General features: G+C 68.9%; 11 protein-coding genes. 5 read left to right on the plus strand and 6 right to left on the minus strand.

Annotated features, from left to right (window positions below; all coding sequences use genetic code 11):
* The first annotated feature begins 10 nt into the window (after positions 1-10).
* Positions 11-538 (plus strand): PilZ domain-containing protein, encoded by a 528-nt coding sequence (locus TS85_RS24340; RefSeq protein WP_052508064.1) that lies wholly within the window; start codon positions 11-13, stop codon positions 536-538.
* Here the strand turns inward: TS85_RS24340 and TS85_RS22430 are convergent.
* Both TS85_RS22430 and TS85_RS22435 read right to left on the minus strand, forming a co-directional pair.
* The gene (locus tag TS85_RS22430) at positions 535-2,166 is read right to left on the minus strand and encodes a glycoside hydrolase family 43 protein (RefSeq protein WP_044335242.1); all 1,632 of its coding nucleotides are present in this window, start codon (positions 2,164-2,166) and stop codon (positions 535-537) included. The genes TS85_RS24340 and TS85_RS22430 overlap by 4 nt on opposite strands.
* On the minus strand, positions 2,163-3,452 hold the full coding sequence (locus TS85_RS22435) for an MFS transporter (RefSeq protein WP_227698577.1): 1,290 nt from the start codon (positions 3,450-3,452) through the stop codon (positions 2,163-2,165). The genes TS85_RS22430 and TS85_RS22435 overlap by 4 nt, the downstream gene beginning before the upstream one ends.
* Before the next feature lie 161 nt (positions 3,453-3,613).
* On the opposite strand from TS85_RS22435, the gene TS85_RS22440 reads away from it, so the two are divergent.
* The 4 genes from TS85_RS22440 to TS85_RS22455 are packed head-to-tail and all read left to right on the plus strand — an operon-like array spanning position 3,614 to position 6,056.
* A complete protein-coding gene (locus TS85_RS22440; RefSeq protein ID WP_227698578.1) occupies positions 3,614-4,072 on the plus strand; it encodes a MarR family winged helix-turn-helix transcriptional regulator in 459 nt (152 codons plus the stop codon).
* Between the two features lie 28 nt (positions 4,073-4,100).
* A complete protein-coding gene (locus tag TS85_RS22445) occupies positions 4,101-4,505 on the plus strand; it encodes a DUF1398 domain-containing protein (RefSeq protein WP_044336835.1) in 405 nt (134 codons plus the stop codon).
* A 49-nt stretch (positions 4,506-4,554) separates the two neighbouring features.
* The gene (gene ada / locus TS85_RS22450; RefSeq protein WP_044335245.1) at positions 4,555-5,592 is read left to right on the plus strand and encodes a bifunctional DNA-binding transcriptional regulator/O6-methylguanine-DNA methyltransferase Ada; all 1,038 of its coding nucleotides are present in this window, start codon (positions 4,555-4,557) and stop codon (positions 5,590-5,592) included.
* A complete protein-coding gene (locus TS85_RS22455) occupies positions 5,589-6,056 on the plus strand; it encodes a DUF1203 domain-containing protein (RefSeq protein WP_044335246.1) in 468 nt (155 codons plus the stop codon). Before ada ends, TS85_RS22455 begins: the two co-directional genes overlap by 4 nt.
* Position 6,057: 1 nt before the next feature.
* Here the strand turns inward: TS85_RS22455 and TS85_RS22460 are convergent, their stop codons facing one another.
* The 4 genes from TS85_RS22460 to TS85_RS22475 form a co-directional block, all read right to left on the minus strand.
* Entirely contained in the window at positions 6,058-7,560 is a 1,503-nt protein-coding gene (locus TS85_RS22460; RefSeq protein ID WP_227698579.1) for a S1C family serine protease, read from the minus strand.
* Positions 7,561-7,672: 112 nt separating this feature from the next.
* Positions 7,673-9,208 carry a hypothetical protein gene (locus TS85_RS22465; RefSeq protein ID WP_052508065.1) on the minus strand — a complete coding sequence of 512 codons (1,536 nt, stop codon included), beginning with the start codon at positions 9,206-9,208 and terminating at the stop codon, positions 7,673-7,675.
* A gap of 72 nt (positions 9,209-9,280) precedes the next feature.
* Positions 9,281-10,801 carry a hypothetical protein gene (locus TS85_RS22470; protein ID WP_044335248.1) on the minus strand — a complete coding sequence of 507 codons (1,521 nt, stop codon included), beginning with the start codon at positions 10,799-10,801 and terminating at the stop codon, positions 9,281-9,283.
* A 41-nt stretch (positions 10,802-10,842) separates the two neighbouring features.
* Complete coding sequence (locus TS85_RS22475; protein WP_044335250.1) at positions 10,843-13,008, minus strand: primosomal protein N'; 2,166 nt, start codon at positions 13,006-13,008, stop codon at positions 10,843-10,845.
* Positions 13,009-13,044 lie beyond the last annotated feature (36 nt).

Genomic DNA, 13,044 nt, shown 5'->3' on the forward strand with positions numbered 1-13,044 from the left:
TCCGGCGGCTATGCTGCGCTGCTTGGATGCAGGGGAGATGCCGAACGTGCTGGTCGCGAGGCTCGAGGTTCTTGGCGAGATCGACCAGCGCGGCGCGGTGCGTTTTCCGGTGGGCGACGAATCGACGCTGCGCGGCGCCGACGGCCAGCCGATCGACGTGGTGGTCGACAATCTGTCGCGCACCGGATTCCTGTTCATCGCCGACGCCGAGATTCCCGCCGGGTCGCTGGTCGCGCTCGGGCTGTCGGGGGCAGGCGCGCGCGAGGCGCAAGTGGTGTGGCGCGACGGCAGCCGGCATGGCTGCGAGTTCCTGATGCCGCTGCCGCAATCGGCGATGGCCAAGGCGTTCAAGGGGCAGGACGCCGTGATCGCCGACCTGGAGGAAGCGCTCCAGCGCCGCTTTTATGCCGCGACGAATTTCGAGGCCGAGGCCGAGGACGAAGACGGCGAGGACGAGATTGATCCCGATCCCGTCCCACCGCGCCCGCGCCGTTTCGACAAGCTGTGGCGGGCGTTCGGGAAGCTGCGGCGGGGCTAGGTCGCCGTCGGATCGGGCTGATAGTTCCGCTCGCGATACTCGAACCAGTCGAAATCGGCGGGCAGACCCGTGCCGGCCATGTCCTGGCACGCCATGCCGATGAACGTGCCGGTGAAATTGGGCAGGCCGGGGGCGCTGGCCTCGTCCGACAGGATGCTCGCGTCGAACTGCTCGGGCAGCCAGTGCCAGTCGCCGCCCTCGCTGCGCCAGCCGAAGCGCAGGCGTTCGTAATCCACCTCGGCGCGCAGTTCGATCGGTCCCTCGGGGATCGCGACGGGGGCGCTGAAGGCGTCGGCCTGGGGCGAATCGGGGAGCGCGGACATTACGCGCAGATGGCGGCCCAGCGCGTCGTCATGCGTGATGTGGAAATAGTGGAACTTGCTCGAATTATAATAGGCGACCAGCCCCGCCGCCTGCTGGAAATGCTGCGGCGTGAAGTCGATTCGGCAGCTTGCCGAATAGCACAAAGCCTGTTGCCGCCGCGCGACCAGCGCCTGGGTGAACAGGCTGCCGATCGTCTCGCGGCCATAGAGGCGCAGATGGCCGGGTCGCGCGGTGAGGCTGAAGATGCGGTCGGGGTCCGGCGTGCGCAGCCATTGCAGGTCGAGCGGCAATTCGGGCGCGTCGAAATCGTGGCGTTCCTGCGTGGCGCGGGCGGGCGAGGCGGGTAGCGTGGGGGTGGGCGCCTCCAGCATCGGCATCCCGCTGCCGTCGAGCGTGTACAGCCAGTCATCCTCGCCCCAGCGCATCGGCTGGAGCGCGGTCTCGCGCCCCAGCACGCAGCGTCCGCGATTGGGCAGCGGGCGACCGCAGAGATAGGCGATCCAGGTCTGGCCATCGGCGGTATCGACCAGGTCGGCATGGCCCGCGCGGGCGAGCGGGGCATCGGGGCGGGTGCGGCTGCTGAGGATCTGGCCGTGCGGGTGGAGTTCATAGGGGCCGGCGATGTCGCGCGACCGGGCCATCGTCACTGCATGGTTCCAGCCGGTGCCGCCCTCGGCAGTGAGGAGATAGTACCAGCCGTTGCGCTTGTAGAGATGCGGCGCCTCGGTCAGGCCCAATGCGGTGCCGGGGAAGATATTGACGCGCTCGCCGACCAGCCGCTGCTCTTCAGGCGAATATTCCTGGAGGACGATGCCCGCGAAGCGGCTGCGGCCCGGGCGATGGTCCCAGAGCTGGTTGACCAGCCATTTGCGCCCGTCGTCATCGTGGAACAGCCCGGGATCGAACCCGCTCGAATTGAGCGGCACCGGGTCTGACCAGTCGCCGTCGGTGGTCTCGCACGTCACCAGATAATTGTGAAAATCGCGCAGGGACGCGCCCGATGCGCCGCCTACCGTGGTGCGGCCATAGCGTTTGACGTCGGTATAGGTCAGCCAGAAGCGCTCGCCGTCATGGCTGAGATCGGGCGCCCACACGCCGCAGCTATCGGGATCGCCGCGCATGTCGAGCTGCGACGCGCGGACCAGCGGGCGGCTTAGCAGCGTCCAGTTCGCCAGGTCGCGGCTATGGTGGATCTGGACGCCGGGAAACCATTCGAAGGTCGATGTCGCGATATAATAGTCGTCGCCGACGCGGCACAGCGAGGGATCGGGATTGAAGCCGGGAAGGATCGGATTGCGGATCATGCGCCGGGAAGCTCCGTGACGGGGGTGATGCCCTGGGTGTCGATCGGGGGCCGGACGACGCCCCACAGCACGGCGGCGGCGACGAGGTCGAGCAGGCCAAGCGCGATGAAGAACGGCGCATAGCCGATCTGCGCCACCAGCCCGCCGATCGCGAGCGAGAACAGCAGCACGCCGAGATTGGCCATCGTCCCGGCCATCCCCGCGACCGTGCCCAGCTCGTCCTTGCGGAACAGGTCGCTCGCCAGCGTGATGCAGGTCACCGACAGCGTCTGGTGCGCGAACCCGCCCAGGCTGAGCAGTGCGACCGCGAGGTAGAGGTTCGTCGCGAAGGGCACCGCGATCATGCACGTCATCAGCGCCGCACCCAGCGTGAAGGTCCAGCGCCGCGCATCGATCAGCCCGATGCCGTGCCGCTGGAGCCACAGCACGACGGTCGGCCCGAACAGGCAGCCCAGCTCGCCCGCGAGAAACGGCAGGAAGGTCGACAGCGCGGTCGCCCCCAGGCTGAACCCGCGCGAGGTGAGGTAGAGCGGCAGCCAGAAGGTGAGCGTGCCCCAGGTCGGGTCCGCCAGGAAGCGCGGCAGCGCGATCCCCCAGAAATTGCGCCGCCCGAGGATCGAGCGCACCGACGGGCGGACCAGCGACGCCTGGGTATGCGCTTCCTGCCCGCTGCGGATATAGTCGCGCTCGGCATCGGACACGCGCGGATGGCTGGCAAGCGGGCGATAGACGGCGAGCCACAGTGCGACCCACAGGAAGGCGAGCAGCCCGGCGACGACGAACGCCGCGCGCCAGTTCCACACGCTGCTCGCCCAATAGACGAGCAGCGGCGCTGTCGCCGCGCCGACCGATGCGCCCATGTTATAGATGCCGCCCGCCATCCCGCGCTCGCGCGCCGGGAACCATTCGGACACGACCTTCAGCCCACCGGTATGCGCGGTGCCCTCGGCAAAGCCCAAGGCGCCGCGCACCGCGAACAGCCACTGCCAGCTCGGTACCAGCCCATGCGCCATGGTCAGCAGCCCCCATCCGGTGGCGAACACCGCAAAGCCGGTGCGCAGCCCGATGCGATCGAGGATATAGCCGACCAGCGGCTGGAGCATGATCCCCGCCTGGAACGCGCCCGTCACCCAGCTATATTGCTGTTCGGTGATGTGCAGGTCGGCCAGCATCAGCGGCGCGGCGAAGCCCAACGTGTTGCGCGTCAGGTAATTGACCACGGTGCCGAGCATGACGACGCCGATGATTCCCCAGCGCAGGCCGCGGGTGCGTTTCCAGATGCTCAAGCGACTCTCCCCATCGCGGCGTCCCTGCGCCCGTTAGCGCTAACGGTGGCGGTAAAGCGCGGCGGTCGCAAGTCGATTGTCGACTCCCAAACGCATTCGACCGATATAGTTGACTAGGAAACCATCCTTCTATAGTCCGCGAACGCAGAAGGAGGTTCCCATTGTCGACTCGCCCTGTCTCGGACCTTCCCGCGCATATCGGGTTCTGGCTGCGCATGGTGTCGAACCATGTTTCGCATGCGTTCGCGGTCAAGCTGTCCGCAATGGACGTGACCGTTGCCGAGTGGACGTTGCTGCGCGTCCTCTATGGCAAGCAACCAACCCCGCCGAGCCGGATTGCCGACGAGATGGGGATGAGCAGGGGGGCGATCACCAAGCTTGCAGACAGGCTGATCGCCAAGTCGTTGGTCGCGCGGAAAGCCAGCACGGACGATGGCCGCAGCCAGACGCTCGCCTTGACCGATCGCGGCATCGGGCTCGTGCCGGAACTGGCTGCGCTCGCGGATCGCAACGACGCCGAATTCTTCGAATGCCTGGGGGAAGAGGAGCGCGAGACGCTGAAACGTCTCCTGCAGGGCCTCGCCGAACGCGGCCATATGACGACGCTTCCGCTGGGGTGACCACGACCGAAAATACATGGAGAGCCAAATGGACGACCATCAGAAGAGGACTGCCCAAGCCTGTATGGAGGCAGCCGAGAGCGACCGGATGCATTTCCCCGACATCATCGGGGCGCTGATGGAAGCGGGGTTCGAAGGATATGCGATCGACTATCGGCGGGCGACCGCTACCTATTATCTGCCGGACGGACAGAGCCTGGAACTGGGCGCGCACGCTGTATCCACGCCCGTCGCGCCACGGCTGGATGCAGCATGCCTTCAGCAAGCGATCCGGGAAGCGCAGCAACAGCAGCCGGGCTACACCTATCGGGGCTTTTGCGAGAAGGCGGTCTCGGCGGGCTGCGCGGGCTATGTCGTGTCGTTTTCCGGTCGCCGGGCGCTGTATATCGGGCGGGACGCGGAGACCCATGTCGAGCATTTCCCTCAGCTTTGAGCGCAAGCGGCGGGATGCGGGCGCAAGGCGGGCGGCGTATACCGGCGCCATGACACAGGACACGCTCTCCGACGACACCGCCTGGGCGGCTTTCGACGCACGCGACCGCGCCTATGACGGGCGGGTGATCGTGGCGGTGACGACCACCGGCATCTATTGCCGGCCAAGCTGCCCGGCGCGGCGACCGCTGCGCGAGAATGTCCGCTTCTTCGCCGATGGCGAGGCCGCGCGGGCGGCGGGATTCCGTGCCTGCCTGCGGTGCAAGCCCGACGAAGTCGCGCGCGACCGGGTGGCGGTGGCGAAGGCGGTGGCGCTGATCGAGCGGGCCGAGGAGGCGCCGGGGCTCGAGGCGCTGGCGGCGGCGGTCGGCTATGCGCCGCATCATTTCCAGCGGCTGTTCAAGCGCGCGACGGGGGTGAGCCCCGCCGCCTATGCCCGCGGGTTGAAGGCGCGGCGCGCGGCGGCGGCGCTGGGCGAGGGCGGCAGTGTGACGGAAGCGATTTATGCGGCGGGCTATTCGGCGCCGAGCCGCTTCTACGAAACCGCGCATGCCCGGCTGGGGATGACGCCGAGCGCGTGGCAGCGCGGCGGGGCGGGGGTGACGATCCGCTGGACGATCGCGGCCACCAGCCTGGGGCCGCTGCTGATCGCCGCCACCGACAAGGGTCTGTGCCGCGTGGCGTTCGACGAGGATGCGCTCCAGCTCGCGCGGCGCTTCCCGGCGGCGGAGATCGTAGCGGGTGGGACGGCGCTTTCCGATCTGGCGGCGCGGGTGGTGGCCGAGGTCGAGACGCCGGGGCGCGACGCCGACCTGCCGCTCGACGTGCGGGGCAGCGCATTCCAGGAGGCGGTGTGGCAGGCTTTGCGCGCGATCCCGCCGGGCGAGACGCGCAGCTATGCCCAGCTCGCGGCGGAGGCGGGCAATCCGCGTGCGGTGCGTGCGGCGGGGACGGCATGCGGGGCGAACCCGGTATCGATCGTCATCCCCTGCCACCGCGCCCAGCGCAGCGACGGGACGATGGGCGGCTATGCATACGGCATCGACCGCAAGATCGTGCTGCGCCGGCGCGAGGGGGTGGAGGAATGAGCTTCGTCATCGCCGGGCTCGATCCGGCACCGTTCCGGGCGCTGTACGGCCTGCCCGACGCGGCGCTGGCCGCGCGGCGGGCAGTGCGCGTGGTCGCCGATGCGAAGCCGGGCTTTCCATGCCGGATCACGCTGGAGGATGCCGCGCCGGGGGAGACGCTGCTGCTCGTCAACTACACGCATCTGCCGGTGGATGGCCCCTATCGTGCAAGCCACGCCCTATATGTACGCGAAGGGGCCGAGAAACAGGCCCGGTTTGTGGACGAGGTGCCGGAGCAGCTGGCGTCCCGCCTGATCTCGCTCCGGGCTTTCGACCGCCACGATCGGATGACAGACGCAGAGGTGGCGGAGGGGTTCGCGCTGGAACCGCTGATCCGACGGATGTTCGCCGATCCCGCAGTCGCCTTTCTCCACGCGCATAATGCGCGACAGGGGTGCTTCGCCGCGCGCATCGATCGCGGGTGAGCTATGGCTTCGGCGTTGCGCCCGCTCCCGCCGCGCAGCGATAGACCAGCTTTTCGTTATACACCGGCGGCAGCGCCGCGCGGAGCGCCTGTTGCTGGGTGGCGAGGCGGGCGCGGGCGGTCTGGTCGGTGCTGCACTGCTTGATCGGCACTTCGGCGCGGAGCGCGCGCGCGGCCTTCATCTGCTCGGCGGAGAGCAGATAGCGGGTGTTGGTGTAGGTGCGGGTGCCCGGATCATAGTCGAGCACCGACACCGACTGGTCCTGGTCGGGGACCAGCACGCGCTGCCAATGCGTGCCCGCCTCGGCATATTGGGTGCGGCCGTTGATGCAGCCATCGGTGCCGATGTCGAGGTCGACGGTGTCGATCGCCGTCACCGTCACCCGGCTGCGCTCGGGGACCAAGGTGCAGACCATGCGGCCAAGCTCGATCGGGCTGGGCACGGTCGGAGTGCCGCTGGCGCGCGGCATCGGCATGACCTTGGATTCATCGAACCCCGGGCGGCTGAGGAACAATGCGACGGCGCCGATCATCAGCACCCCCCCGCCCAGCGCGACCCAGATCGCCTCGCGCCGGCGATCGCGCGACAGCAACAGCCCGGCGCCGCCGACCGCAAGCGCGCCCAGCACGAGCAGCACCGCGGCGCCCGCCATGAAATTCTCGCGCGCGGCTTCGTTGCGGGTGCGCGCCTGGGTGATCGCGTCCTGGCGCGCGGCATCGGCGCGGGCGGCGTCGGCGCGCGATTGCTGGTCGGCCTCGGCGCGGGCCTTTTCATCGGCGTTGCGTTCGAGCGCCATCTGCTCCTCGACGCTGGTGCAGGGCATCGCGACGGTGGCGAAGGGCTGTTTGGCGGCGGTCAGGAACGCGGCAAGCTCGGTGCCCGCAATCGCGAAGGCGAAGCTCGAATCGCCTTCGTCGCCGCGCGTGATCGCCGAATTGACCCCGAGCACGCGCCCGCAGCGATCGAGTAGCGGCCCGCCCGAATTGCCGCGCGCGATGCTCGCGGTGTGGAGCAGCACGCTGGTCCCCTCCAGCGAGCGCAGCCCGGCATAGCCGCCCTGCGACCGGACGGGCGATTGCGGGGTGATGAAGTCGGCGGCGGAGCGCGCGGTCGCGACATCGACATTGCCGGGATAGCCGAGCGCGATCAACGTCTCGCCATCGCCGGGCGCGCCCGAATAGAGCGTGAGCGGCGCGAGCCGGATGCCGCTGAATTCGATCAGCGCCAGGTCGCGCTGCTTGTCGATCGCGATCAGCCGGCCCTGGTACGACTTGTCGCCTTCCGAGGGTACGACGCCGATCACGACATTGTCGGGATAGCGATCCGCCAGTTCGACGACATGCGCGTTGGTGACGATGCGGTTGGGCGACACCGCAAAGCCGCTGCCATGGCCGAAGCCGACGACGTCGTCGCCGACGACTGCGATCGTGACGACGCGGACGACGCCGCGCGCGGACGCGGAGATATCGTCGGCGCGCGCCGGGGCGGTGCCGAGAAACGCCATCGCCAAGACTAATAGCAGCAGCCGCCGAACCATTCCCGGACCCTTTTCCTTACGCCGCCGCTTTCGGGGAAAACTCGGAAGGGTTCAAGCGATGCCGGTAATTTCCGACGTGTCAGTCCGGCGCGCCCTCCGCCCCGTCGGCGCCCTCCGGCGCGTCCGGGTCGGTGTCGGCGCCGGTTTCGGCGGCGGCTGCGGTGTCGCCTGCGTCGATCCTGGCGACCATCGCGGCGGCGCGTTTGGCGAGTCCGCCGCCGTGCGGGGAATAGACGAGCGGGGTCAGAAGTTCGCGCGCCATCGCGGCATTGCCTTCGCGCAGATACAGCGCGGCGGTATTGATCCGCAGCAGTTGATCCTGCGGCGCCAGGGTGAACGCAGTGAGCAGCCCGCGCTTGGCGAGGTCGGTGGGCGGGAAGCCCGGGTCGACGAAGCTGCGATAATAGAGCGTCAGCAGCTTCGGGTCGTCGGGCTCGCGCCGGTTGCCCGCGGCGATGGTGCGGCGGATCGAGGTCCACAGCTCGGGGCGCTTATCCTTGGCCTGCCGCGCGGTCGCCATCTGTGCCATCGCCTTGTACAGATAGCCGTCGGTGCGGGCGGGATCGGCGGCGATCGCGCGATCGGCGGCGGCCTCTGCGGCGCTGAGGTCGCGCGTGTCATAGGCGGCCTCCGCCAGCACCAGCTGCGCGCCTGCGTCCTGTTCATGCCCGGTCGCGACGCGGCGCGCGGTGTCGTACACGCCCGGCGCGGTGGTGCGGTTGACTCCCACTTTCGATCGGATGCGTACGTCCATCGTCGCGGCCTCGCCGGCGGTCAGCTTTCGGAGCGTCACCTTGGCGGCGGGGAGCGCCTTGGCCGCGACGCGATAGCCCGCGAACCGGCCCATCTTGTACCGCTCCAGTTCCTTGTCGAGCAGTTTCAGGTCCCCGAACACTTCGTCGGCCTCGGCCAGCGGCTTGCCGGCGTTGATCGCCGTCAGGTAGGCGGTGAGCTGTCCCGGACGCTTGCCGCCGAACAACAGATAATGGGTGAGCAGCCAGCCCCGACCGTACAGCCCCTCGCGCTGGTCGTCGCTGAGCTTGAGGGTTTCGGCGACCAGCAGCTTGTCCGCGCGCAGCCAGTTGCCCGCCATCAGGCCATAGGCCCGGTGTTGCGGCGGATTGCCGAAGGCGACCGATCCGTCCTTTCCGAAGGTGGCGGTCGCCATCGCCTCGGCAAAACCCTCGATATACCACGCCGGATAGACGGTGTTCGGCGAGACGCTCCACATCAGGTGATGGGCATATTCGTGCAGTAGCACCGCGCGGGGACTGAGCGCCGACCGTGAGGATTGCGGCACGATCGCCAGCGACCCGCCGCCGCGCGGGATGTAAAAGCCTGCTGCGGATCGGTCGCCGGACAGCTTTGCCACATCGCCGGTGTCGTCGACGACATAGACGGTCAGGCGGTTGGGCCGGGCAACCGGCTGGTCGGGGCGGCCGGCGATCAGGCGGACTGCCGCATCGAAACGTTCCAGCTCCGTGGCAAATTCGGTCAGCCGTTCGGGGCGCTGGTCGGCATAGACGATGAAATGCGGCGTCACCGCTTCGTGCCAGTCGGCGCGCGCGAGGATCGGAAACGCAAGCAGGACGACAGCAAATAGCGTGCGAATCATGCGAACCCTCTCATTTTACGGGGATTCTAGCGCGAAATCCGGGAGGATACTTGGACGATTGCGACATGCGCCTCAGGACTTTGCCGGCGCCTTCGGAGGCGAGTCCAGCAGCCGCACTGCGCCCTCGACATCGCCTGCGTCGATCCGCGCCAGCAGGGCGCGGGCCTGTTTCGCGCGGCCTGCGGCATGGGGTTGCCAGGCGAGCGGGGCCAGCAGCGTGCGCGCCCGGGCCGCATCGCCGGTGCGCAGCAGCATCGTCGCGGTGGCATAGCGCAGCCCCGAATCCTGCGGTGCGAGCAGGAACGCGCTGTACAGCCCGTCGCGCGCGTCCTTGCCCGGCGGCTGGTGCGCGGCGGCGAAGCTGGCGAAATAGAGGATCAGCGGTTCGGGGTCCTGCGGGTCGAGATTGTTGGCGACGAGGATCGACCGGCGGATCGCGTTCCAGGTCTCGGGGCGCTCGTCCTTGGCGCGCTGCGCCGTGGCCATCTGTGCCTTGGCCTTATAGACATGGCCGTCGATCGATTTGGGATCGGCGGCGATTGCGCGATCGGCGGCGGCCTCCGCAGCGGCGAAATCGTCCGCGTCGAACGCGGCCTCGGCGAGCGCGATCTGTGCGCCGGGATCCTTGGGGAAGGGTGCGGCGGCCTTTCGCGCGGCGGCGTACACATCGGGCGCGGTGCGGGCGCTGACGCCGTTCTTCGACTGGATGCGGACGTCCATCGTCGCCGCCTCGCCGGGGGTGAGCGCGCGGACGGCGACGGCGGGGTTCCCGATCGCCTGCGGATTGATCCGCAGACCCTGGAGGCGCGACACCTTGTAGCGTTCGAGTTCGCTGCCCAGCTTGCCCAGGTCGCCGAACGCGGCGGCGGCCTCGGCGGGCGACTTGCCGCGGTTGAGCGCGAGCAGATAGGCGCCGAACTGGTCCTGCCGCGCCTTGCCGAAGGTGATGTAATGGGTGAGCAGCCAGCCCTGGCCGTAGAGCGCCTGATTCTGCATTGCGTCGAACTCGCTCGGGTCGTCGAGCAGCAGCGAGCGCACCGGCAGCGGATTGGCGCCCATGATCGAATGCGCCCGATATTGCGGCATATTGCCGATCAGGACTGAGCCGTCCTTGCCGAAGCTGGTCGCCGCCATCGCTTCGGCGAACCCCTCGATATACCAGGCGGGATAGACGGCGTTGGGCGCCATCGAGAACATCAGGTGATGCGCATATTCGTGGAGCAGGATCGCCTGCGCGTCCAGATCGTCGGCATTGGCGGCACCGGCATGGCGCGGCACGAAGGCGAGCGATCCGCCGGCCCGCGCGCGATAGAAGCCGGCGACGCCGCCACGCCCTAACAGTGCCTGCACCGCCTCGGTATCGTCGACCACGAACACGGTGACGCGGTTCGCCTTCCCCACCGGCTTGTCGGGATCGCCGCGCAAAAGCCGGATCGCCTTGTCGAATCGCTCCAGTTCGGTCGCGAACCGCGTCAGCCGATCGACCGGCTGTTCCGAATAGACCCGGAAATGCGCGCTGCTGGCTTCATGCCATTCGGCGGCGGCGGGCGTGGGGAGGGCGAGCAGCGCAAGCGCGCAAAGTCGGCGAATCATGGCGAAAACCCCCCTGAGTTTCGCGATGCTAACCCGCTATCCTACAGGAAACTATAGGGATCGACGTCCACGGCGACGCGCACCTTCGCCCCCCATTCCAGCCCGCCCAGCCACTCGCGGATCACGTCCTGCACGTCGAACGCGCGGCGGGCATGGACCAGCAGGCGGTAGCGGTGGCGCCCCCGCAGCATCGCCAGCGGGGCGGGGGCGGGGCCATAGACGTGCATCGCCTCGGTCTGCGGCGCGGTGCGGCCGATCATCCGCGCGGTTTCCTCGGCGGCGGCGCGGTCCTCGCTCGACACGATGATCGCGGCGTATCGGCCAAAGGGCGGCGCCTCGGCATCGCGCCGCGCCTCGGTCTCCGCCGCGTAAAAGCTGTCGGCGTCGCCGCTGACCAGCGCCTGCATCACCGGCGCGTCGGGGGCGTGGGTCTGGATGAAGACCTTGCCCGGCTTTTCGCCGCGCCCGGCGCGCCCCGACACCTGCATGATCTGTTGGAAGGTGCGTTCGGAGGCGCGCAGGTCGCCGCCGTCGAGCCCGAGATCGGCATCCACCACCCCGACCAATGTGAGGTTGGGGAAATGATAGCCCTTGGTGACGAGCTGGGTGCCGACGACGATGTCGATCTCGCCCTGCTCCATCCGGTGCACGAATTCGGCGGCCTTGGCGGGGGACCAGAGCGTGTCCGACGTGACGATCGCGGTGCGCGCATCGGGCCACAAAGCCGCGACTTCGTCGGCGATGCGCTCGACGCCGGGGCCGCACGCGACCAGGCTGTCGGGCTCCTCGCATTCGGGGCAGATTTCGGGGGTGGGGACGGTGTGGCCGCAATGGTGGCACGACAGCCGGCGGATCAGCCGGTGCTCGACCATCCACGCGGTGCAATTGGGGCATTGGAAGCGATGCCCGCAATGGCGGCACAGGGTCAGTGGGGCATAGCCGCGCCGGTTGAGAAACAAGAGCGACTGCTCGCCGCGCGCCAGCGTCGCGTCGATCGCGAGGACGAGCGGCGGCGCGAGCCAGCGCCCGCGCTCGGGCGGCGTCGCGATCAGGTCGATGGGCTCGATCTCGGGCAGTTCGGCGCGGCCATAGCGACCGGGCAGCTTGAGCTCGGCATAGCGGCCCAGTTCGACCTGGTAGCGCGTCTCGATCGCCGGGGTTGCGGAGGCGAGCACCACCGCCGCCGACTCGAACTTGCCGCGCATCACCGCGACGTCGCGCGCGTGGTAATGGACGCCCTCTTCCTGCTTGAAGCTCGATTCATGCGCCTCGTCGACGACGATCAGCCCGAGATCGGCATAGGGCAGGAACAGCGCCGACCGCGCGCCGACCGTCACCAGCGCCTCCCCCCGCGCGATCGCCCGCCAGGCGCGGCGGCGCTGCGAGGTGCGCAGCCCCGAATGCCACGCCACCGGATCGCAGCCGAACCGCGCGGCAAACCGCTTGAGGAACGGTTCGGTCAGCGCGATTTCGGGGAGCAGCACCAAAGTCTGCCGCCCCGCCGCGATCGCCGCTGCGACGGCTTCGAAATAGGCTTCGGTCTTGCCCGATCCGGTGACGCCGTCGAGCAGGAAGGGCTGGAAGCGCCGCGCCTCGACCGCCGCGCGGAGGGTTTCGGCGACCGCCGCCTGTTCGGGGTTGAGCGCGGGCGGGCCGAAGGCAGGGTCGGGGCGTGGATAGGGGCTGTCGGTATCGACCGTCACGCCCTCGATCGCGCCGACCTTGCACAAGCCCCGGATCACCGCGTCGGATACATCGGCGATCGTCGCCAGTTCACGCACCAGCCCCTGCCGCTCGCCGATCCGCTCGAGCGCCTGTTCGCGCTGCGGCGTCATGCGGTCGGGGACGAGGCCCGTCGCGCGATACTCGACCACCGTCGGCGAAGCCTCAAACGCCGCGGTCGAGCGCACCGCCATCGCCAGCACCGAGGACAAGGGCGCGAGATAATAATCGGCGGTCCATTCGATCAGCCGGCGCAGCGGCGCGCGGATCGGCGGGGCGTCGGCGACCGCGATCAGGTTTCGCAGCCGGTTGTCGCCAATCTCCTCGGTGGGCAGCCGTTCGGGCTCCCACACCACCCCGGCATATTGGCGGGGCCCTATGGGGACGACGACGATCGCCCCGGGCTCGACCGTCATTCCCTGCGGCACCCGATAATCGAGCGGCCCCAGCGCGGGATGGAGGACGAGGATGCGGGCGCGCGACATGGTCGCCCCTCATATGGGGATTTTGCGCGCGACGGG

Source organism: Sphingomonas hengshuiensis (assembly GCF_000935025.1).
GTDB classification, from domain to species: Bacteria; Pseudomonadota; Alphaproteobacteria; order Sphingomonadales; family Sphingomonadaceae; genus Sphingomonas; species Sphingomonas hengshuiensis.

Excerpts from the sequence above, each read along its gene's own strand:
- TS85_RS22455 (WP_044335246.1), top strand. The coding sequence starts at position 5,589 with ATGAGCTTCGTCATCGCCGGGCTCGATCCGGCACCGTTCCGGGCGCTG.
- TS85_RS22470 (WP_044335248.1), bottom strand. The coding sequence starts at position 10,801 with ATGATTCGCCGACTTTGCGCGCTTGCGCTGCTCGCCCTCCCCACGCCC.
- TS85_RS22465 (WP_052508065.1), bottom strand. The coding sequence starts at position 9,208 with ATGATTCGCACGCTATTTGCTGTCGTCCTGCTTGCGTTTCCGATCCTC.
- TS85_RS22430 (WP_044335242.1), bottom strand. The coding sequence starts at position 2,166 with ATGATCCGCAATCCGATCCTTCCCGGCTTCAATCCCGATCCCTCGCTG.
- TS85_RS24340 (WP_052508064.1), top strand. The coding sequence starts at position 11 with ATGCTGCGCTGCTTGGATGCAGGGGAGATGCCGAACGTGCTGGTCGCG.
- TS85_RS22475 (WP_044335250.1), bottom strand. The coding sequence starts at position 13,008 with ATGTCGCGCGCCCGCATCCTCGTCCTCCATCCCGCGCTGGGGCCGCTC.
- ada (WP_044335245.1), top strand. The coding sequence starts at position 4,555 with ATGACACAGGACACGCTCTCCGACGACACCGCCTGGGCGGCTTTCGAC.
- TS85_RS22445 (WP_044336835.1), top strand. The coding sequence starts at position 4,101 with ATGGACGACCATCAGAAGAGGACTGCCCAAGCCTGTATGGAGGCAGCC.
- TS85_RS22460 (WP_227698579.1), bottom strand. The coding sequence starts at position 7,560 with ATGGCGTTTCTCGGCACCGCCCCGGCGCGCGCCGACGATATCTCCGCG.